Origin of the sequence: Primorskyibacter sp. S187A (assembly GCF_049800955.1) — a bacterium.
In the GTDB taxonomy this organism is placed as follows: Bacteria; Pseudomonadota; Alphaproteobacteria; order Rhodobacterales; family Rhodobacteraceae; genus JAKVBH01.
Window position 1 is genome coordinate 1,627,303 of record NZ_JBNAGA010000001.1, and the last position, 20,057, is coordinate 1,647,359.

The 20,057-nt window shown below is 60.0% G+C and carries 18 protein-coding genes; 4 read left to right on the forward strand and 14 right to left on the reverse strand.

Going from position 1 to position 20,057, the window contains the following annotated elements:
- Positions 1 to 33: 33 nt before the first annotated feature.
- The 3 genes from ACP15S_RS08110 to ACP15S_RS08120 all read right to left on the reverse strand — a co-directional run bounded on the left by ACP15S_RS08110 (position 34) and on the right by ACP15S_RS08120 (position 3,699).
- Positions 34 to 1,176: a carbohydrate ABC transporter permease gene (locus ACP15S_RS08110; RefSeq protein ID WP_425039063.1), complete on the reverse strand. Its 1,143-nt coding sequence runs from the start codon at positions 1,174 to 1,176 to the stop codon at positions 34 to 36.
- A 1-nt stretch (position 1,177) separates the two neighbouring features.
- The gene (locus ACP15S_RS08115) at positions 1,178 to 2,179 is read right to left on the reverse strand and encodes a carbohydrate ABC transporter permease (protein WP_425039064.1); all 1,002 of its coding nucleotides are present in this window, start codon (positions 2,177 to 2,179) and stop codon (positions 1,178 to 1,180) included.
- Positions 2,180 to 2,340: 161 nt separating this feature from the next.
- Complete coding sequence (locus ACP15S_RS08120; protein ID WP_425039065.1) at positions 2,341 to 3,699, reverse strand: ABC transporter substrate-binding protein; 1,359 nt, start codon at positions 3,697 to 3,699, stop codon at positions 2,341 to 2,343.
- Between the two features lie 224 nt (positions 3,700 to 3,923).
- Here ACP15S_RS08120 and ACP15S_RS08125 point away from each other — a divergent pair, with 224 nt between their 5' ends.
- The 3 genes from ACP15S_RS08125 (at position 3,924) to ACP15S_RS08135 (ending at position 7,294) form a co-directional block, all read left to right on the forward strand.
- Entirely contained in the window at positions 3,924 to 4,955 is a 1,032-nt protein-coding gene (locus ACP15S_RS08125) for a substrate-binding domain-containing protein (RefSeq protein WP_425039066.1), read from the forward strand.
- 10 nt (positions 4,956 to 4,965) lie between these two features.
- Positions 4,966 to 6,273, forward strand: coding sequence for a GH1 family beta-glucosidase (locus ACP15S_RS08130; RefSeq protein ID WP_425039067.1), 1,308 nt, complete (start codon positions 4,966 to 4,968; stop codon positions 6,271 to 6,273).
- A gap of 64 nt (positions 6,274 to 6,337) precedes the next feature.
- Entirely contained in the window at positions 6,338 to 7,294 is a 957-nt protein-coding gene (locus ACP15S_RS08135; RefSeq protein ID WP_425039068.1) for a glucokinase, read from the forward strand.
- Here ACP15S_RS08135 and ACP15S_RS08140 read toward each other — a convergent pair.
- A complete protein-coding gene (locus ACP15S_RS08140; RefSeq protein ID WP_425039069.1) occupies positions 7,281 to 8,837 on the reverse strand; it encodes a helicase HerA-like domain-containing protein in 1,557 nt (518 codons plus the stop codon). The genes ACP15S_RS08135 and ACP15S_RS08140 overlap by 14 nt on opposite strands.
- A 469-nt stretch (positions 8,838 to 9,306) precedes the next feature.
- Between ACP15S_RS08140 and ACP15S_RS08145 the strand changes: the two genes are divergently transcribed.
- Complete coding sequence (locus tag ACP15S_RS08145; protein WP_425039070.1) at positions 9,307 to 9,915, forward strand: invasion associated locus B family protein; 609 nt, start codon at positions 9,307 to 9,309, stop codon at positions 9,913 to 9,915.
- 89 nt (positions 9,916 to 10,004) lie between these two features.
- On the opposite strand, the gene lpxB is transcribed toward ACP15S_RS08145, so the two are convergent.
- The 10 genes from lpxB to ACP15S_RS08195 form a co-directional block, all read right to left on the reverse strand.
- Positions 10,005 to 11,156: a lipid-A-disaccharide synthase gene (gene lpxB, locus ACP15S_RS08150; RefSeq protein ID WP_425039676.1), complete on the reverse strand. Its 1,152-nt coding sequence runs from the start codon at positions 11,154 to 11,156 to the stop codon at positions 10,005 to 10,007.
- On the reverse strand, positions 11,156 to 12,037 hold the full coding sequence (locus ACP15S_RS08155; protein ID WP_425039071.1) for an LpxI family protein: 882 nt from the start codon (positions 12,035 to 12,037) through the stop codon (positions 11,156 to 11,158). Before ACP15S_RS08155 ends, lpxB begins: the two co-directional genes overlap by 1 nt.
- Entirely contained in the window at positions 12,037 to 12,825 is a 789-nt protein-coding gene (gene lpxA, locus ACP15S_RS08160; protein ID WP_425039072.1) for an acyl-ACP--UDP-N-acetylglucosamine O-acyltransferase, read from the reverse strand. The genes ACP15S_RS08155 and lpxA overlap by 1 nt, the downstream gene beginning before the upstream one ends.
- Positions 12,822 to 13,283, reverse strand: coding sequence for a 3-hydroxyacyl-ACP dehydratase FabZ (gene fabZ / locus ACP15S_RS08165; protein WP_425039073.1), 462 nt, complete (start codon positions 13,281 to 13,283; stop codon positions 12,822 to 12,824). Before fabZ ends, lpxA begins: the two co-directional genes overlap by 4 nt.
- Before the next feature lie 60 nt (positions 13,284 to 13,343).
- The gene (locus ACP15S_RS08170; RefSeq protein ID WP_425039074.1) at positions 13,344 to 14,018 is read right to left on the reverse strand and encodes an OmpH family outer membrane protein; all 675 of its coding nucleotides are present in this window, start codon (positions 14,016 to 14,018) and stop codon (positions 13,344 to 13,346) included.
- A gap of 2 nt (positions 14,019 to 14,020) precedes the next feature.
- Positions 14,021 to 16,381, reverse strand: coding sequence for an outer membrane protein assembly factor BamA (gene bamA / locus ACP15S_RS08175; protein ID WP_425039075.1), 2,361 nt, complete (start codon positions 16,379 to 16,381; stop codon positions 14,021 to 14,023).
- 126 nt (positions 16,382 to 16,507) lie between these two features.
- Complete coding sequence (locus ACP15S_RS08180) at positions 16,508 to 16,642, reverse strand: hypothetical protein (RefSeq protein WP_425039076.1); 135 nt, start codon at positions 16,640 to 16,642, stop codon at positions 16,508 to 16,510.
- A gap of 94 nt (positions 16,643 to 16,736) precedes the next feature.
- On the reverse strand, positions 16,737 to 18,083 hold the full coding sequence (gene rseP, locus ACP15S_RS08185) for an RIP metalloprotease RseP (RefSeq protein ID WP_425039077.1): 1,347 nt from the start codon (positions 18,081 to 18,083) through the stop codon (positions 16,737 to 16,739).
- Positions 18,084 to 18,089: 6 nt separating this feature from the next.
- The gene (gene dxr / locus ACP15S_RS08190; RefSeq protein WP_425039078.1) at positions 18,090 to 19,268 is read right to left on the reverse strand and encodes a 1-deoxy-D-xylulose-5-phosphate reductoisomerase; all 1,179 of its coding nucleotides are present in this window, start codon (positions 19,266 to 19,268) and stop codon (positions 18,090 to 18,092) included.
- Positions 19,265 to 20,056, reverse strand: coding sequence for a phosphatidate cytidylyltransferase (locus ACP15S_RS08195; RefSeq protein WP_425039079.1), 792 nt, complete (start codon positions 20,054 to 20,056; stop codon positions 19,265 to 19,267). The genes dxr and ACP15S_RS08195 overlap by 4 nt, the downstream gene beginning before the upstream one ends.
- Position 20,057 lies beyond the last annotated feature (1 nt).

Genomic DNA, 20,057 nt, shown 5'->3' on the forward strand with positions numbered 1-20,057 from the left:
ACAGGTCCAAGGTCACATAGTTATTTGAAAGGGTTACTTCACGGAGCCCGCGAGGAGCCCGCGAACAAGATACTTCTGCATGGCGAAGAAGACCCCCAAAGGCACCGCGATTGAGACAAAAGCCGCCGTCGCGAGGATTTCCCAATTGCCGCCGCGGGTGCCCAGAAGCTCAACGATCTGGTTGGTCATCACAGTGGTCTGACCGGTCGAGTCGATGAGGAACACCTTGGCCACAAGCAGGTCATTCCATGTCCACAGGAACTGGAAGATCGCAAAGGACGCCAGCGCCGGGAAGGAGAGCGGCAGGATGATCTTGGTAAAGATCTGAAACTCCGTCGCGCCGTCCACACGGGCATTTTCAATGATGTCGCGCGGCAGGCCGGCCATGTAATTGCGCAAGAGATATATGGCGAGCGGAAGCCCGAACCCTGTATGGGCCAGCCAAACCCCGATATAGCCCTTTCCGATACCGATGTTGTTGTGCAGCGTGAGCAGCGGGATGAGCGCCAATTGCAAAGGCACCACCAGCAGGCCCACCACGAAAGCCACCAACAGCGCGCGGCCCGGGAAATCCATCCACGCCAGCGCATAGGCCGCAAAAGCCGCCACGAGGATCGGGATGATCGTGGCCGGGATTGTCACGGTCAGCGTATTGAAGAAGGCTTTGGCCATGCCCTCGGAATTGCTCTCGTCCAGCAACATGAACTCGTAGTTTTCCGTCGTGAACTCCGGCGGCGAGATGGCCGTCGTGAACACGCGTGGCAACCGCTTGCCCTCCTGGCTCTCGAGCGCCGTGAACCGGAAGGCGCCATCAACTTGCAGCGTTACAGTGCGGTCGCGGCTGATCTCGGCCGTCTCGCCTGCATTGAAGGCATCCGGCGCGCGGCTCGATGTGCCCCATTTGAGCACTTCGACCTCACGATCCGGGAACAACGCGCCTTCGATCACGAAAAGATCACCGTCCTGGAATTCCTCACCAGAGAGGCGAATGGCCGGGTTCTGCGCTTCTTGTGTGGATAGCGATGACCACCACCCCGAACTTGCGATCTGGTCCGCCGTCCGGAAGGACGAGACAAGAAGCCCCACAGTCGGGAACAACCAGAGGAACACCAGAAACAGCGCTGTGAGATGAGTGATCCAGACGAGTGCGGGTTTTGTGCCAGCGATATTGTCCATCTTAACGCATCTCCTTACGCACTTCGCGCACGTTCCAGACGAGGATTGGCAAAACCAGCAGCATGATCACCATGGCTGATGCGGAGCCGACCCCCCAATCGAAGGCGCGGAAGAGTTTGTCGTACATGTAATTGGCGAGAACCTGCGTCTCCCATTGCCCGTTGGTCATGGCAAAGACGATGTCAAAGACCTTCAGCGTGGCAATGGTGATCGTGGTCCAGACGACGACGATCGTGGGCATGATCTGGGGCACCTTGATCTTGAAGAAGATCTGAAACGGGTTGGCCCCATCGACAATAGCCGCCTCGATGGTTTCCTCGGGAATCCCACGCAGGGCCGCCGAAAGGATCACCATCGCAAAACCCGTCTGGATCCAGATCAGGACGATCATCAGGAAAAAGTTGTTCCAGAAAGGAACTGTCAGCCATGTCTGCGCTTCCGCGCCCCCGAACCAGATGTAGATCGCATTCAGAACGCCGATTTGTTCCGTGCCCATCGGGCGGGCCTCATAAACGAGCTTCCAGATGACCGATGCGCCGACAAACGAAATCGCCATCGGCATAAAAATGAGTGATTTGGCAATCGTGCCCCATTTCAGCCGATCGGTCACTTGCGCAACGAGCAGGCCGAGAGCCGTTGATGCCGCAGGCACGACAAAGAGCCAGAGCATATTGTTGCGCAGCGCTTCCCAAAACTTGGGCTCCGCCATCATCTGCTGGTAATTCGCAAGACCGACAAAGGCGTTGTCATTCTGACTGTCGAGCAAGGAAAGCCGCAGTGTCTCTACAACCGGGTATGCCAAGTAAAGGCTGAGCGCGGCAAAGGCTGGGAAAAGAAAGAGCCAGGGGCGGATCTGATTGGCGCGATTGATGTTGCGCCCCGCATTTGGCCCGGACGGGGGATACAGCACTTTATCCAAGAACAGGTTGGACAGGTAAAAGTATCCCACGCATCCGCCAACGCCTACGGCAATGGTCACAATAGCAAGTATCGCTGGTGACATTTGTCCCCTCCCGACTTCGTTTGGCTCCAGGTCTTTGTCTTGTCTTCGTCAGGCGCCGCGCAAAATGTCATCGCCCGAATGCCCAGCGTGATCCGGAGAAATTGCTCCTCTCACCTGGGCGATGAGCCGCCCCGTGACAGGGCGGCTCCTGTGGTCTGCGCTTACTTCAGCGCGTCCCAGCTGTTTTGGATCTCGGTCGCCACTTCCGTCGCATCCTTGCCACCGGCGTAATCCACCATGCCGGACCAGAACGTGCCTGCACCAACGCCACCGGGCATCAGGTCAGAGCCATCAAAGCGGAATGTGGTGGCCCCCAGCAGAACTTCACCCAGACCGCGCTGCGTGTCGTCTTTGTAGGCTTCGAGGTTCACGCCGTTATGCGGTGTGAGGAAGCCTGTCTGCGCCATCATGACTTCGTGCGCGATGGGCAGTTGCAGGTATTCCATGACCGCCATGGCACCCTCGGATGCGTTGGTCATCGCCATCAGCGTACCGCCACCCAGAACCGGGTTGCCCAAATCCTTGTCCGCATAGGACGGGAAGTAGAAGAAGTCTGTGTCCACGCCGAACTCAACGCCTTCAGGGAAGAAGGCCGGCACGAAGGACGCCTGACGGTGCATGTAGCACTGCGGCGGCGAGGAGAAGAGACCCTTGGGGCTGTCGCGGAAGTCTGTCGATGCCACCGCACCGGCACCGCCGGAGACTTTCGCATCATCGCGGGCGAACCAGCCAAACTCTTCGATGGCCGCAATCACGCGCTCATCGTTGAAGGGCATTTCGTTGGAGACCCATTGGTCGTAAACCTCAGGCGGCTGCGTGCGCAGCATCATGTCCTCAACCCAATCCGTTGCGGGCCAGCCTGTTGCCGCGCCTGATCCCAGACCAATGCACCACGGCACTTCACCGTCGGCCACGATCTGCTCGGTCAGCGCTTTGAGATCTTCCATGGTTTCAGGCACTTCGTAGCCTGCATCTTCGAAGTTCTCCGGGCTGTACCAGACCAGCGACTTGACGTTCACGTTGTAGAAAAAGCCATACATCTGGTCGTTGCCGTTCTCATCGGCAAATGTGCCCAGATCGACCCAGGACTGACCGGCGGCGTAATTGTCACGCACCCAGTTGGCCATGCCATCACCCAGCGGCGCCAGCTGACCCTTTGCGGCCATGACAGCGGCCAGACCGGGCTGCGGGAAGACGGCAATGTTGGGCGCGGAGCCCGCTTCCGCGTCAATCACGATCTGCTGCTCAAAACCATCGGAGCCCGTGTAGATCACGTCTGCTCCGGTAGCTTCCTCAAAATATGCAAGCGCGTTGTTGAAATAGCCATCTTCCGGCGACAGCCAAGGACCAAAGATCGTGATCGTCTGGCCGGACAGGTCAGGCGCGTTTTCCGCCCATGCATTGTAGCTGTCCCAGCTGAACGGACCATCGCCCGGAGCGAATGTCAGATGACCACCGGCTTGCGCCATACCAACCGTCAGAGCGAATGCACCAACACCCGCCAAAAGCGATTTCTTCATAGCTTTCCTCCCGTTCGCGCGACCTGCGCGAATGTTTCCCTATCTGCGCCTTTCAGCAGCTGAGGTCTTGACCGACTCGCCTCAAAGCGCTTTGAATACCTTATCGTTTGCCAACGCAGCTTCAAAGTCAATGATCAAAAAAACATACTTTTCAGAGCCTTCAACGCGACGCCTTGCATGTCACCTCATTCTGACACTGCGCAAAGCCGGTTGGGCGTGAAGATATGAACCTCAAGGAATTATCCGCGCAGCTTGGCCTGTCTCAAACAACCGTAAGTCGTGCGTTGAACGGCTATCCGGAGGTGTCAGAAGCCACGCGCAAACGTGTCACCGAGGCCGCCCGTGCCGCCAAATACACGCCATCCAACAGAGCCAGGTCACTGGCAACAGGGCGCTCCATGGCCATTGGTCATGTGATCCCGGTGTCCAGCAAACACGAGATGGTCAACCCGGTCTTCGGCGACTTCATTGCCGGTGCGGGCGAGGTCTATTCTGCGGCTGGATACGAAATGATCCTGCGCATGGTGCCCGACAGCGATCAGGAAGATGTTTACCGGGAGTTCAGCGCCAAGGGCAATGTCGATGGCATCGTGGTGCATGGCCCCCGCCCTGAGGATCCCCGCATCGGTCTGCTGCAGGAACTTGGCCTGCCCTTCGTGGTGCACGGGCGCTCGTCCAGCACGAAGGTCGACTATTCCTGGCTTGATGTGCCCAACAGGCGCGCCTTTTTCGACGGCACGCAGCATTTGATTGACCTCGGGCATTTGCGCATCGGGCTGATCAACGGGGCCGAGGAGTTGGATTTTGCAATCCGGCGCCGACAAGGGTTCGAGGACGCGCTCAATCAGGCAGACCTCCCCGTGAACCCGCGTTGGATGCGCAGCAGCGATATGACCGAACATTACGGTTACGAGGCCGCGCGGGAGCTGATTGCGATGGAACATGCGCCAACGGGCCTCATCGTGGCCTCCATCATCACCGCGCTCGGTGTGCAGCGCGCGATCCGCGAATGCGGGCTGGAAATGGGGCGCGATATCTCTGTGCTCATTTTTGACGATGAGCTCTCCTATCTGCGCAATGGATCGGAGGATGCTGCGATCTTCACGGCCATGCGCTCTTCCGTGCGGCGTGCGGGATCGCTTCTGGCCAATATGCTGTTGCAAAAGATCGCAGAGCCCATGGCCCCCGTCAAAACCCACATGATGGAAGATATCACTTTCGTGAAAGGCCCTTCCACAGGCCCCGCACCCGAATAAAGGACACTGCATGCTCCCCAATCGATCTGACTTCCCCAAGGGCTTCCTCTTCGGGGCTGCGACCTCGTCCTATCAAATCGAAGGCCATCAGTTCGGCGGCGCGGGGCCGACGCATTGGGACAGTTTCGCAGCGACCCCGGGAAATGTGGTACGCGCGGAGCATGGTGGTCTGGCCTGCGACCACTACCACCGCTTCGAGGAAGATCTTGATCTCGTGGCTCAGGCAGGCTTCGACTGCTATCGCTTCTCGACCTCCTGGGCCCGTGTTCTGCCCGAAGGCCGCGGCACGCCCAACGAGGCCGGCCTTGATTTCTATGACCGCCTGACGGACGCGCTTCTGGAACGTGGGATCAAGCCCTGTGTGACCTTGTATCATTGGGAATTGCCGCAGGCGCTTGCGGATCAAGGGGGCTGGCGCAATCGCGACATTGCGGGCTGGTTTGCCGATTACACCGAGATCATCATGGGGCGCATCGGCGATAGAATGTACTCAGCAGCCCCGATCAACGAACCCTGGTGCGTCTCCTGGCTCAGCCACTTTCTGGGCCATCATGCACCGGGTCTGCGCGATATTCGGGCGACAGCGCGGGCGATGCATCATGTCTGCCTGAGCCATGGCCGCGCCATCGAGGTCATGCGCGGGTTGGGCATGTCCAATCTCGGCGCCGTGTTCAACATGGAATGGGCCGCGCCCGCCGATGATAGCCCCGAGGCACAGGCCGCGGCCGAGCTTTATGACGGCTACTACAATCGGTTTTTCCTTGATGGTGTTTTCAAAGGCGCCTACCCGCAGATCGTACTCGACGGTTTTGGCACGCACATGCCTGATGGATTTGAAGATGACTTCAAGACCATTGGGCAACCTCTTGATTGGGTTGGCATAAACTACTACACGCGCAAGCTCCTCAAGCCCAATGAAGGGCCCTGGCCCAGCCATGAAGAAGCGCCCGGCCCTTTGCCCAAGACCCAAATGGGCTGGGAGATCTATCCCCAAGGCCTCTATGCGTTCCTCAAGCGGACGGCACAGGACTATACAGGCGACCTGCCCCTGATTATCACCGAGAACGGCATGGCCAGCGCCAACCCGCTCGAGGATCCGGATCGGATCGACTACGTCGCACGCCATCTTGATGCGGTCTTGCGCGCGATTGCCGACGGGGTGCCCGTTGAAGGCTATTACCTGTGGTCGCTTCTCGACAATTATGAATGGGCTCTGGGCTATGAAAAACGCTTCGGATGCGTGCATGTGGATTTTGAGACCTTGGCAAGAACCCCAAAAGCGTCTTATGAGGCCGTCAAGTTAGCGCTATCAAAATGACGCGATCCGCACCACGCGCAGACCCGATCGCACCGACACACCATTTCGAGCCCGGAGAGAGACCATGGCCGTGACGACCCTTGTGATTGATATTGGCGGAACCAACACGCGGGTGGCTCTGGCTCAGGGCACGGCCCTGCAATCCGAGACGATCAAACGCTATCGCAATGCGACGATGCCCGGTCTTGGCGCAGTCATTGCGGATTATCTGGCTCAGAGCGGCGCGCGCCCGGATGCAGCCTGTGCCGCAGGCGCGGGGCCCGTGCGCGATGGTGTGCTGCGATTGACCAATCTCGATTGGGCTGTGGATCGCGAAACGTTGAGCAGCACTGGCGCGCAAGCTGTCTCGATCCTGAATGATCTGCAAGCACAAGGGCATGCGCTCGACGCCCTGCCCGATGGCGCGCTGACCACGCTGATCGCAGGCAAAGAGCCCGCCTCAGCCCAAGCCGCAAAACTCGTCGTGAATGTCGGCACGGGTATGAACGTGGCCCCGGTCTATCGCCTCAAAGGACAAACCCTCGTGCCCCCTGCCGAAGCCGGCCATGTGGCCCTGGCTGCGCAAACCGCGCAGGAGCGCGGGCTAGTGGCCTATATCGAAGCACGCCATCAGGGATTTGCCTCGGTTGAAGAAGCGCTCTCAGGTCGTGGTCTTGAGACGATCTATGCCTATATCGCGCAGACCCCGAAACCCGCCGCGGAGATCATGGGGACACTGGATAGCGACCCCCATGCAAAGGCCGCGCTCAAGCTCTTTTGTGAAGTGTTTGGACGGGTGAGCGGGGATCTGACGCTGACCCATCTGCCGTTTGGCGGGGTCTATCTGGTGGGCGGCGTGGCGCTGCACACCCTGCCCCATCTCATGGCCAATGGCTTTGGCGCCGCCTTCCGGGACAAGGGCCGCTTTTCGGAGTTCATGGATCAGTTTGCCGTTCATGCCGTGACGGATGATTGCGCCGCCCTGATTGGCTGCGCGGCACATATGGCGGAAATCATGGGCGAGCCCACTATCGCCCTTTGAACAATCCTCCAAGGATGCCGCGCACAATGCGGCGCCCGGTGGTCCCGGTCAGCTCTTTGACAACCATCTTGGTCATTTGTTCGCCGATGCTGGCTGTCCCCCGACGTGCGCGCGTCGTGCGCTTGGGCGCGCTTGTGGATCGGCCCACGCGCGTTCCGGAATAGCGCCGCGCGGAATTGAACTCGCGTTCCAGAGCCGAGCGCGCCTCGGCCGCCTGCTCTGCCTTCTCGGCGGCGTCAGCGGCATCTGCGGCGCGTTTCGACAGAATTTCATAGGCGGAGCGACGATCCTGAACCGCCTCGTATTTGCCCGCCAAAGGCGAGCCATCCATCACGCGATCGCGCTCCCGGTCTCCGATGGGGCCCAGCTGCGAGGACGGCGGGCGAATGAGCGTCCGCTCTGCAATACCCGGCACGCCTTTTTTCTGCAGCATCGAGGTCACCGCTTCACCAACGCCCACTTCGCGGATCGCCTCTTCAATATCAAACGCGGGGTTTTCCCGATATGTCTCCGCAGCCAGACGCAAGGCCTTGCGATCTCGCGCCGTGAAGGCGCGCAGCGCGTGTTGGACGCGATTGCCCAGTTGTCCGAGGATATCCTCGGGAATGTCGTCGGGGTTCTGCGTGATGAAATACACGCCCACCCCTTTGGACCGGATGAGCCGGGCCACCTGCTCCACCTTTTCCACCAAAGCCTTGGGCGCGTCTTCAAACAACAGATGCGCCTCGTCAAAGAAGAACACCAATCGCGGCTTGTCAGGGTCGCCCACCTCGGGCAATTCCTCAAAAAGCTCTGACAACAGCCAGAGAAGAAACGTCGCATAGAGGCGCGGCGACGACATCAGCTGATCCGCCGCCAGGATGTTGATGCGCCCGCGCCCGTCGGGATCTGTCATCATCATGTCATCGAGCGCGAGCGCGGGCTCGCCAAAGAGCTTCGCGCCGCCTTCGTTCTCAATCACAAGCAAACGCCGCTGGATCGCGCCGATAGAGGCCACCGAGATATTGCCATAGCGCAAGGATAGATCCGCGCGGCTTTCCCCGACCCAGACAAGAAGCGCTTGCAGGTCTTTGAGATCAAGAAGCGGCAGCCCCTCCTCATCCGCGAGACGGAATGCAATGTTGAGGATGCCCTCCTGCGCTTCTGTCAATTGCAACAGGCGCGACAAAAGCAAGGGCCCCATCTCTGCCACTGTCGTGCGCACGGGATGGCCCTTTTCGCCAAACAAATCCCAGAACGTCACCGGGAACGCCTCGTAGGTATACTCATCAAACCCGATTGTCTGCGCGCGATCCATGAAGGCCTGATGTAGCTTGAACTGATCACTGCCCGCCGCAGCAAGGCCAGACAGATCGCCCTTCACATCCGACAGAAACACAGGAACGCCCGCTTTGGAAAAGCCCTCGGCCATAATCTGGAGCGTGACGGTCTTGCCGGTGCCCGTGGCCCCCGCGATCAAACCATGCCGATTGGCGTATTTCAGCGAAAGCTCCTGACGGACGCCATAATCCACGCCGCCGCCACCCATAAACAAGTCGCTCATCAAGGTCCCCTTCGCCTTCGTATGGCCTGCGCTTTGCACGCTAGGACAACCTTAACCTTTGTCTGAGAATATCTTCAATGTTCCCGGATGAAGAATTCGGATTTCGGGACTGACTTCCTCCCTGTCAGACTGGCCGCGCCGCGAGGTGCGGCCTTTTTTTCGCGCTCAAGTTGTATCCAGCAAAGAGTTGAACAGATTGTCGCATTTTCACTGTTGACGGTTCAAATCTCATTTCGTAGCGTGCCCCCAATGACTAAGTCGGCCAGTCCGACGGGGAGCAAAAAAATGAGAGAGGGTTGGCGCTGCCGGCCCTTTTTCTAATTTGAGATCAAGGCTTTGCGGACAAATCGCCCGAGGCGGCAGAGGCGCAAATCCGCCGGTAGATTTCCCCGAATTGGGCAAATTAGGCCTGACACTCCCGTCCCGACATGTTAACCCGACCCGGACATTATCGCGGGAACCAAAACACATGTACGCAAAACTCACGACCTTGCTTTTGACACTGGCACTGGCCGCACCTTTGCACGCGCAGACAGCTGAGACTGAAACCGATGACGGCGCGTCCGCAGTGGAAAATGATTTGTCCACCGGAACGCCTGCTGTCACGGAAAATCAGCTCGGCACGGCCTATACAAAAGAAGTTAGTGGCGATTGGGAAATCCGCTGTGTGCGCACGCAGACCCCGGAGCAGGATCCCTGCCAATTGTACCAATTGTTGAAAGATCAGTCCGGCAATGCAGTCTCGGAAGTCAGCGTGTTCAAACTCGCCGATGGCGGAGAGATTGTGGCCGGGGCGACGGTCATTGTGCCTTTGGAAACCTTGCTGACAGCACAGCTCACCATGGCGATTGATGGCGCCAACGCACGGCGCTATCCGTTTTCGTTTTGCAGCCAGGTTGGCTGTTATGCGCGCCTTGGTCTGACGGATGCCGAAGTCACAGGCTTCAAGCGCGGGGCGAAAGCACAGGTGCAAATTCGTCCCTTCGCGGCACCCGATCAGACCGTGACAGTCGAGATGTCCCTGACCGGTTTCACCGCAGGTTTCGACAAGATCGAGGCTGTCGCCAGCCCGAACTGATCCCGCATCGGCATATCGCAGACGGAAACGTCGCTTCCCTGGGAGGCGGCGTTTTTTTTCTTTGGGGTCTTCCTTCTGGATCGCCCGGATCAATGGGCGTGATGGCTTAATCCATCCAGAACGGCCCGGGCCGCGCGACGCCCCGGCGCTTCGGCCCCCCGCCCCAGTCGCTCCATGGTCAGATCCATGGCGTCTGCTTGCGCACCATCCTGATCGGCGAGCGCCAGCAAGGCCTGCGCGATCAACTCCGGCTTGCAATGCGCACCGATAAACTCGGGCACATCGCGCCGCTCGGAGACAAGGTTGACCAGAGTGACCGTATCAACACGCAACATACGCCCAATGATCTGCCGCGACAGCCAGTTCATGTCATAGGCGATAACCATGGGTGTGCTTGATGCGGCCAGTTCCAGAGACACAGTCCCGGAGGCCGCGAGCGCAAAATCCGCCGCGCGGAAGGCCGCGCGCTTCTGCTCAAGCTGCGCGCTGTCTATCACATGCACAGGACTCGGCCAGTGGCTGACCGCTTCTGCTACCAGCTCACGCACCGCGGGCGCCGCCGGGACGAGGACCTCGATATCCGGCCGCGCGGCATGCACCTTTCCAAGAACCTCGCCAAAAATAGGCGCCAGCCGCCCGACTTCGCCTCGCCGCGATCCGGGCAAGACAAGCGCAAGTGGGGCCGCTCCCACCCCCAGTGACGCCCGGAGGTTTTGCACCTCTGCCTCACTGGCGACAGGCTCGGTCACCACCGGATGGCCCACAAAGTCACACCGCATCCCAGCCGCTTCCATATAGGGCGGCTCGAAGGGCAAAAGCGCCAGCACCTGATCAATGTGACGGGCCATTTTCTCCGCGCGTCCGGGCCGCCAGGCCCAGACCGTCGGCGCCACATAGTGCACGCATCTGATGGCGCTCATGGCCTTGACCTTTTTGGCCAGCCGCAGCGAGAATTCGGGCAGATCAATGGTGATCAATGCGTCGGGCTGCATGTCAACAACGGCTTGAGCCGTCTCGTCAATCCGGCGCATGAGCGCGCCCCATTGCGATAGGATCTCGGTGATGCCCATGATCGAGATTTCATCCATGGGAAAGAGGCTCTCAAGCCCTTCCGCCTCCATCAGGGGCCCACCAACGCCAGCAAAACTGACCTGATCATCCGTGAGCTCCCGCAGGCCGCGCATCAATGCAGCGCCCAGACGGTCCGCTGAGGGCTCCCCGGCCAGAAGAAACAGCCGGATCATGAGGCGCGCACCCAGATGTAGAGCCCAAGCCTATCAGCCAAAACCACGGTTTCATCGCGCTGCAACACCATGACCCCATTTGCCGCGAGCGTAATGCCTGCGAGGCCCGCGCGGGCGACCGAGGCGACCGTCATCGGGCCAATGACAGGCAGATCGGCGCGGCGATCCTGCCCGGGCTTGGGCGCTTTGAAAAACATCCCATCGCCCACATGCTCGCGCCCCGACAGCCAATCGGCAGCCGTATCCAGCAGCTCTCCGATGCTTCCCATGACATCGGGCAAACCACCGGCGGCGGCGTCATTGACCGGCAAGCTGGCCAACATGGCATCTGTGCCGCTCTCATCTTCACGCGCGACCACCCGACCTGCGCGGATCACGCAGGCTTGCCCGAGGTCCCGACGCCCCTGTTCAGAGCTGATCAAATCGCCCAGTTGCGCATCGGCCTCCGCGTGATCGGGCGGTTCCATCTTTGTCAGAACACCCGGCTGCGGCAGCAGGTCCGGCGCAATCTCATGAGCCGCACGGACCTTGAACCCGGCGGTTTCGAAAATACTGATAACCGCGCGCAAGACGCCATCATCGCCTTTACCCGTCAGCGCGGCCTGCATCACGGGGATCAAAGGCTTTGTGGCCTCATCAACAGCTGTAATATCCACCGAGGGACGCCGCACCGCGCCGCACAGACACACATCCGTCACCCCCCGCGCGTGCAGGTTGCTCAGCAATTTGCCCATGGTTTCCACGCGCCAGACGAGATCTGGATCGACGCTCAAACCGTCAGGGAAAAACCCATCCAATGCGGCAACGAGGGGCGGGGTTTTTTGGGTTGAGGCCACAGCTGCGGGCAAATCGCCCTCGCCTGCGATCAAAGCCAGCATCAGCCCGGCGTCAGGAAAGACCTGTCACTTTCCCCCATGATGAATTCGACAATCTCTTTGACATAGGCGCTGTCGGTCTCATCGCCCAGGCGTTTGGCGCGCTCCTGAAAAGCGCCTTCGCCCTGCGCCAACATCTGAAAGGCCGCGCGCAATGCAGTGATGTCAGAGCGTGCAACGCCCCGGCGCTTGAGGCCCACGAGGTTCAAGCCATCCAGCTTGCCGCGCGGCGCCTGCACCAAACCATGCGGGATCACATCATTCGTCACCATCGTGACCGCGCCGATGATCGCGCCTTTGCCCACGCGCACCCATTGATGCAGGACCGACAGGCCGCCCAGAATGACATCATCCTCGATCACGCAATGGCCCGCAGCACCTGCATTATTCACGAAGATGACCCGGTCCCCGATCTGGCAATCATGAGCCACATGGCACCCGGCCATGAAGAGGCCGTCATGGCCGACCCGGGTCAGACCGCCGCCACCTTCCGTGCCTGTGTTCATCGTGACATGTTCACGGATGCGATTGCGATCCCCCACGATCAGTCGGGTCACCTCGCCCTTGAATTTCAGATCCTGCGGGATGCCCCCGAGGACTGCGAAGGGATGGATCACACAATCCGCGCCAATGTCCGTTTCGCCCTGAAGGACCACATGGGACATCAGCCGCGTGCCCGGCCCGATGCGGACACGGGGACCAATGTGGCAAAAGGGGCCAATCTGGCACCCTGCCCCGATCTCGGCCCCCTCCTCAACGACGGCGCTTGGATGAATGGCCGTTTCGCTCATTCGGGCAGGTCCATCATGGCTGTGAACTCCGCTTCAGCCGCCAGCTCCCCTTCGACCGTGGCCTCTCCCTTGAGCTTCCAGACCTTTGCTCCGGGCTTGCCCCGCAGGGTCGTCAGGCGCATCTCCAGCACATCACCGGGAATGACCTTGCGGCGGAATTTGCATTTGTCGATCGCCATGAAATAGATCAGCAGGTTCTTGTCAGCGAGATCCATCGCCACCCCCACCATGACAGCGGCCGTTTGCGCCATGGCTTCGATGATCGTGACACCGGGCATGATCGGTTGGCCGGGAAAGTGGCCCTGAAAATGCGGCTCGTTCATCGTTACGTTCTTGATGCCAAGCGCGGAGGTTGTGCCGTCAATCTCCTCGACGCGGTCCACCAGGAGAAAGGGATACCGATGTGGCAGAATGCGCTGGATCATCTGGATATCGGCGCGGGCAAGATCTTGGGTCATGGTGGTCCTTTGATGTTTTCAACCTGCGTAGCAATCCAGCGGGCGCGGGGCAAGCCGCACTCACTCGGCCTCAGGCGTCGCGTCCATTTCAGATGGGTCAGCCTCGCGGTCCTCGGGCGTATCGGCCTCCGGTGCAGCACCTGCGCCGATCACGCGGTTGACCTCGATCATGACGCGCTCCGTCACGTCCACAGCATCAACCCAGACAATCGTGTTGCGGCGGTCCAGTACGACAATCGCGCCCGTGTCGCGCATGATCTGGCCCAGGATCGGGGTCACGAGCTGGCGAAAGCGGCGTTCCTCGACTGCACGGTTCTGCCCGACCGCGCGCGCCTTGGCATCCTGCTCGGCCCGGATACGCTGCACTTTCTCATCAAACGCATCGGCAAGTGCGCGGAAGGCATCGGGCTCCATGTCATCTCGTTGCGAGGACAGGAGAAGCTCTTCCGCCGTGAGCTCCGCTTCAATCCGGTCGTTCTCGGCGATTAAGGCGCGGCCCTCGGCTTCAATCGCGCGCATCACGCGTTGGCCAAACCGGGAGCGGGTAAACAACGTCTCGTAGTCGAGAACGAGGATGGCAGAGCGCAGAGCAGGCGTGCCCTGCGGCAAGGGAGAAGGCACAGGCGGCGCAGTGTTTAGCGGGGTGTTGTCCGCATCTCCATCAGATTGCGCCCCGGCCATGGCTGCGCAAATAGACAACGCGCAGGCCAAGAGGCTTGCAACTGCGCGTGACATGCTCAGAACCGGGTCGAGATGGTAAACTCAAAGCCCCGTGTCTTGTCGTACTTCTCAGCCTGCAGGGCCTCTGTGAAGTTGAACCGAAGCGGGCCAATGGCCGTATCCCAGAAGATGGACGCCCCTACTACCGAACGCCATGAGCCCTCTTCGTAGAGAACACTCGTGCCAGCGGTTCCCACATCCGTGGAGTCGAGGCTCCACAGGTTACCAACGTCGTAGAACAGACCGCCCGAGATACCGTATTCCTCTGGCAGCCCAAGGGGGAATTCCGCCTCAAAGCGGGCAACGGCAAAAGCATTGCCGCCGAGCGCGTCATTGACATCACCGCCGCGTTCCCGCGGGCCGATGCCGCCCGGCTCAAACCCGCGCATCTGCCGCGAGTTCAGGCGGAAGCGGTCGAGCGTGCGGGAGCCATCGCTGCCCGAGGTTGCCAGCATGCCGCCCTCAAGAGACGCCCGCAGCGTGACCTCCTCGTTGCGCACCTTGGTCTCGCCGGTCAGGTTCACAGTCGAGCGGACCGATTGGACATCCCCGCCAAGACCGGCGAACTCCTGACCGAAGGTGAAGCGCACGCCGGAATTCGGATCAAGGCCAACGCCAATTGTATTGTAGGTATAGGTGTAGCCCACGGAACTCGTCCACAGCTCACCGCGATCCACCTCGGCGCGGATTATCCCGCCCACGTCGGAGCCCGCATCGCGCATCTCGTCCAGCCGCGCGCCATAGCGGACCTGAAGCCGCCCAAACTCACTGACTGGGAAGGTCAGAGAGGGCACGAAGCTCGCGCGTGTTGTGTCAAACGAGGCGTCGTTCTGATTGTCCGTTTCGCGATAGGCCAGAGACAGGCCAAAGCGCAGATCGCGTCCAAGGAAGGCGGGCTCTGCGAAGCTGAACGAATAAGCCTGCGCACCCGACGTCGTCGAGATGCCGAAGTTGAGAAGCTGGCCGCGTCCAAGGAAGTTGCGCTCCGAGAAGGAGATATTGGCGCCAAATCCATCGTCAGACGAGAACGTCCCGCCAAAACCAATCTGGCCCGTGGGCTGCTCTTCAACATCCACATCAATGACCACCTGATCCGGGCTTGAGCCTTCGCGGGCATTCACGTCCGCATTGGAGAAGAAGCCCAAGGCGCGGATGCGTTCTGCGCTTTCGCGGATTTCGCGGGGATTGAACGGATCCCCTTCCGCCACCCGGAACTGACGCCGCACCACGCGGTCCAGCGTGGTGGTATTGCCTTCAATATCGATGCGCTCGATGAAAATGCGCGGACCACGGACAATGTTGAACTCCACATCCAGTGTGAGGTCCCGGTCATTGCGGGTGATGCGCGGCTCGACGCGCACGAAGTTCAAGCCCTTGCGGTTGGCCAGACGCTCCATGCGCGCAATCGAATTTTCGACGATGGAGGGCGAATAGATCACGCCCGGGCGCACTCTGAGGATGTCGGCAAACTCATCAGGATCCACATCCGGCAGATCGGAGTTCACGGCGATTTCGCCGAAGGAGAACTGCTGGCCTTCCTGAACATTGAACACAACGAAGTATCCGTCGCGCTCTTCGGCAAGCTCTGCGTTTACACCTGTGACGCGAAAATCGACATAGCCGCGGGATTGATAGAAATCGGTCAGTACCTGCTGATCAAAGGCCAGACGGTCCTGGATGAAGGTATCAGACCGGATAAGCGCGCGCAGAAGGCCCGCTTGCTTGGTTCCCAGAACCCGGCGCAGGCGGCGGTCGGAATAGGCGGAGTTGCCGACAATATTGATGCGCTCAATCTCAGCTACGCCGCCTTCGAGGATTTCAAATACGAGATCGACGCGATTATCCGTGCGACGGATGATGCGCGGCGTCACACGCGCGGCCAGACGGCCGGATTCCGCATAGGCTTGCGAAATCGTCTGCGCATCGCTTTCGGCTGTCGAGGCGGAAAAGACGCGGCGGGATTGCGACTGGATCACCGGCAGCAGATCTTCGTCTTTGATGCGACGATTGCCCTCGAAAGCGATCCGGTTGATTGTGGGGAACTCAACCACGCGGATCACGAGAGTGCTGCCTTGTGGCACCAGATCGACCGATTCAAACAGGCCAGAGCCAAGAATGCGCTGATAGGCATCATTCAGATCGCCCGCAGACACCCGCTCGCCGCGCGCAATGCCCGCGTAGGTCAGAATGGTGGCTGGTTCGATACGCTGCGCCCCTTCGATTTCAACGGAGTTGAACGCGAAATTCTGCGCAAATGCCGGCGCGGGCAGCTGCGTTACCATCAATGCTGCGGCGGCAGCACTTGCGAGAGCTGTGTTTCGCAAAAAACCACGCGTTCTCGCGGCCTTGGTAGCGCCTGTTGTCTTTGTCATACTCATCAGCCCGATCCGTAACAGATTCCCCTGCACATCACTTACGGGGGATGGCCGGGCTTGTCAAAAACGAAGCGGGAATTTTTGCGCAGTAAAACCGCATGTGTGGGCGCAATCACCCACTACATGTTGCTAGGAAATCAGCAATTGCCCCAGATATGTGCCGAGCAACAAGGCACCTCCAAGCGCTGCGCACATCAAGATACGATCGGCATTCAGATGCGCCAAAAGACGCAGGCCACGGGCACTGTAGGTCAAGGTTTGCATCGACTCGCTCCTCTGGAACACGGGTTACACGCGCATCCTAAAAGGAGATTCAGGCAAAACTTGGGCAGGGCCCGTGTTTGCCCCCGCCGCAATCCTAGGGGCAGAAAATATCGTTGTAGAGCGCGAAGACCATCAAGGAGAGTACCAGCGTCAAACCCGCTATCATCAGGCCACGCATGAAATTCTCCGGCGGCGGGCGGCGGAAAACCGCTTCATAAGCATGAAAGACGAGATGGCCCCCATCAAGAACCGGGATCGGGAACAGGTTCAAAAACCCTACAGCCGTCGACAACACGGCGACAAACCAGATGAAGGAGGTCGCCCCCTGGCTCGCCATCTGGCCCGAAGTCTGGGCGATGCCGATGGGGCCCGAGAGGTTACACGAGGAAATCGCGCCTGTGATCATGTGATACAAGCCCGAGATGGAGCCATCCATGATCCGCCAGACCTGCCCTGCCCCTTGGGCAAATGCGTTCACAAATCCTGGCGATTCTGTCGCAGGCTCAAAGAAGAGACCGCCAATAATGCCAATCCGCCACTGCGTCTGAAAACTGCCGTCCGCCGTTGGCTCATCCACCCGGCGCGGTGTCATCGTGAGATCGAGCGTTTCGCCATCGCGCCAGACCGTCAGCGCCAGCGCGCGTCCGTCAGAACCTTCAACGATATCCTTCAGTTCGGAAAACGCCGCAATCGGCGTGCCATCAATGGCCGTGATGACATCACCCACCTCAAGCCCTGCTGCGAAAGCCGCTGATTGCGGGACCAGCTGCGTAATCATCGGAGGATAAGGGAACGGCGCCAGCACTTCGCGTGCGCTGCCGTCGCGAATGACGTTGTAAGGCAGTGGCGTCTGAACAGGCAGCTCTTCGAGGAACGCATTAAACGCCTCCCCGTCGGAATAGGCCGGGATGTCGATCCCGCCAATCGCCGTGATCTCATCGCCAATGCTCAGCTCCAGCGCGCCGGGCATGGGAGACAAGTCACCCACCGAGAGCGGGTCCGTGGCAACGCCCCGGTTCATGAAGATCAGACCGAAAATCAGGATCGACAGGATGAAATTGAAAATGGGCCCCGCCGCAACCGTGGCCGCGCGCGCCCAAAGCGGCGCGCCGTGCATTGTGTGGCGCAAGTCTTCCGGGCTCATCTCGGCCAAAGCAGCTTCATCGGCCCCCGCAGAGGCGGCATTGGCGTCGCCTGCGAATTTCACGTAGCCGCCAAAGGGCAAAGCCGCGATTTGCCATTGCGTCCCGTGCTTGTCGACACGCGACCAGATGACGGGCCCAAACCCAACGGAAAAGACATCCGCTTTGATCCCGGACCACCGACCCACGATGTAATGGCCATATTCATGCACCGCGACGATGATCGACAGCGCCAGAACAAAAAAAAGCAATGTATAGGCGAGCCCGCCCGTTGAGGCGACGAGGTTTCCGATATCCAAAGCCTGTTATCCCTGCTGCTGCTTGCGATCCATGGCGTGCACCGCCTCTTGTCTGGCGAGATGGTCCAGTGCCAGCACGTTATCAAGGGTCATTGCGGCATCAATTTGTCCGGCTTTTGAACTCAAGCGGTCCAAAACCTCTTCAACAATCGCAGCCATGTCGAGAAATCCGATGCGCCGCGCGATGAAGCCGTCAAGGGCCGTTTCCTTCGCGGCATTGAAGGCGCACCCGGCAAGCCCGCCCGCCTGCATGACCTCGCGCGCCAGCCGTAGCGCGGGATGGCGCGCCTCATCGGGGGGCCGGAAAGACAAGGTCGCGATCTGCGCCAGATCCAGCCGATCCACCGGCAAATGCCGCCGCTCCGGATAATGCAGCGCAAAGCCAATGGCATGGCGCATATCTGGTGGGCCCACATGCGCCATCAAGGCCCCATCCCGGAACCCTACCAGAGCGTGGATCAGGCTTTCGGGGTGTATGATGGCTTCGATCTGGTCAGGCGTGACATCAAAGAACTCATGCGTTTCAATGAGTTCCAGCGCCTTGTTGAAGAGGGATGCGGAATCGATTGTGATCCGTTGGCCCATGTCCCAATTGGGATGGGTCGCCGCTTCTTCCGGCGTTGCGCGCGCCAGCGCCTCCATCGGCCAATCGCGGAATGCGCCGCCCGAGGCGGTGATGACAATACGCTCCACTTCCGCGATATTCTCGCCCAGAAGTGCCTGGAAAACCGCGGAATGCTCGCTGTCCACCGGCAGAATGTCTGCCCCATGGCGCGCGGCGGTGTCCTTCATCAACGCACCGGCACAGACCATGCTTTCCTTGTTGGCCAAAGCAAGCTGCGTCCCCTGCTCCAGCGCAATCAGGCCGGGCTCCAACCCTGCAGACCCCACGATGGAGGACATGATCCAATCTGCCGGACGCGCGGCCGCCTCGCAAAGGGCCGTCGGCCCTGCCGCAACCGCAATGTCATGCCCGGCCAAGGCGTCGCGCAGCTCTGACAAACGATTTTCATCGGCTGTCACGGCAATCTCGGCGCCAAGCGCGATCGCATCCTTGGCCAGTTGGGCGATGTTCTGCCCACCCGTCACAGCCACGACCTTGTAGTCATTCGGCGCGCGCGCGATCAGATCGATGGTGTTCTGCCCAATCGATCCGGTGGCGCCAAATATCGTGACACGCCTCATGCGGTCACCGGAGGAAAATCAACCAAGGCTTCCACAATCAGCAACATGAGCGATGCGCCCAGCATACCGTCGAACCGATCCAACACGCCGCCATGGCCGGGGATCAGCGCAGAGCTGTCTTTCACGCCGGCCTGCCTCTTCATGGCTGATTCAGCGATATCGCCCAACTGGGAGGCCATGGAGAGGGCAATTGAAATTCCGATGACATTCACGCCGCCGCCCATATACGTCGCGTAGTAGAGGCCGACTGCGGCGGCCCCAACCCATCCTGCGACCGTTCCGGACCATGTCTTCTTAGGGCTGACTGCTGGCCAGAACTTAGGGCCGCCAATCAAGCGCCCGGCGAAGTAGCCCGCGACGTCTGTGACGACGACGACGAGGACAAGCCAGACCATCCAGCCCACCCCGAAGTCATCCCGCAGAGCAATCATGCCGAGGCCCGCCAGCAATGTGGCCGTCGCATAGGTCGTAAAACGCGTGCGCCGCTTGGTCATTTGCCCGATCCCCACAAAGGCCGGCGCCAGGATCAAAGGCAGCGCAACGCCCAAGGGAAGGTAGCTGGCAATCAAAAGGGCCACCGCCGAGGCTATACCGAGGCGCATGGCCAACCGAGGCTGGCCCGGTTGCAGCATGCGCACGAGCTCCCAGATCATCGCGCCGCATACGGCGGAGATCAGCACGTGAAAGACATGGCCGCCGATCCATATGCCCAAAATCCCGACCGCAACCATGATACCGCCCGAGCCCATGCGCGTGGCCAGATCATTCCATTTGCTGTCGGTCGTCATA

Excerpts from the sequence above, each read along its gene's own strand:
- ACP15S_RS08195 (WP_425039079.1), bottom strand. The coding sequence starts at position 20,056 with ATGACGACCGACAGCAAATGGAATGATCTGGCCACGCGCATGGGCTCG.
- fabZ (WP_425039073.1), bottom strand. The coding sequence starts at position 13,283 with ATGACCCAAGATCTTGCCCGCGCCGATATCCAGATGATCCAGCGCATT.
- ACP15S_RS08180 (WP_425039076.1), bottom strand. The coding sequence starts at position 16,642 with ATGCAAACCTTGACCTACAGTGCCCGTGGCCTGCGTCTTTTGGCGCAT.
- ACP15S_RS08140 (WP_425039069.1), bottom strand. The coding sequence starts at position 8,837 with ATGAGCGACTTGTTTATGGGTGGCGGCGGCGTGGATTATGGCGTCCGT.
- ACP15S_RS08110 (WP_425039063.1), bottom strand. The coding sequence starts at position 1,176 with ATGGACAATATCGCTGGCACAAAACCCGCACTCGTCTGGATCACTCAT.
- lpxA (WP_425039072.1), bottom strand. The coding sequence starts at position 12,825 with ATGAGCGAAACGGCCATTCATCCAAGCGCCGTCGTTGAGGAGGGGGCC.
- ACP15S_RS08125 (WP_425039066.1), top strand. The coding sequence starts at position 3,924 with ATGAACCTCAAGGAATTATCCGCGCAGCTTGGCCTGTCTCAAACAACC.
- ACP15S_RS08120 (WP_425039065.1), bottom strand. The coding sequence starts at position 3,699 with ATGAAGAAATCGCTTTTGGCGGGTGTTGGTGCATTCGCTCTGACGGTT.
- ACP15S_RS08145 (WP_425039070.1), top strand. The coding sequence starts at position 9,307 with ATGTACGCAAAACTCACGACCTTGCTTTTGACACTGGCACTGGCCGCA.
- dxr (WP_425039078.1), bottom strand. The coding sequence starts at position 19,268 with ATGAGGCGTGTCACGATATTTGGCGCCACCGGATCGATTGGGCAGAAC.
- ACP15S_RS08130 (WP_425039067.1), top strand. The coding sequence starts at position 4,966 with ATGCTCCCCAATCGATCTGACTTCCCCAAGGGCTTCCTCTTCGGGGCT.
- ACP15S_RS08170 (WP_425039074.1), bottom strand. The coding sequence starts at position 14,018 with ATGTCACGCGCAGTTGCAAGCCTCTTGGCCTGCGCGTTGTCTATTTGC.
- bamA (WP_425039075.1), bottom strand. The coding sequence starts at position 16,381 with ATGAGTATGACAAAGACAACAGGCGCTACCAAGGCCGCGAGAACGCGT.
- ACP15S_RS08135 (WP_425039068.1), top strand. The coding sequence starts at position 6,338 with ATGGCCGTGACGACCCTTGTGATTGATATTGGCGGAACCAACACGCGG.
- ACP15S_RS08115 (WP_425039064.1), bottom strand. The coding sequence starts at position 2,179 with ATGTCACCAGCGATACTTGCTATTGTGACCATTGCCGTAGGCGTTGGC.
- ACP15S_RS08155 (WP_425039071.1), bottom strand. The coding sequence starts at position 12,037 with ATGCTGGCTTTGATCGCAGGCGAGGGCGATTTGCCCGCAGCTGTGGCC.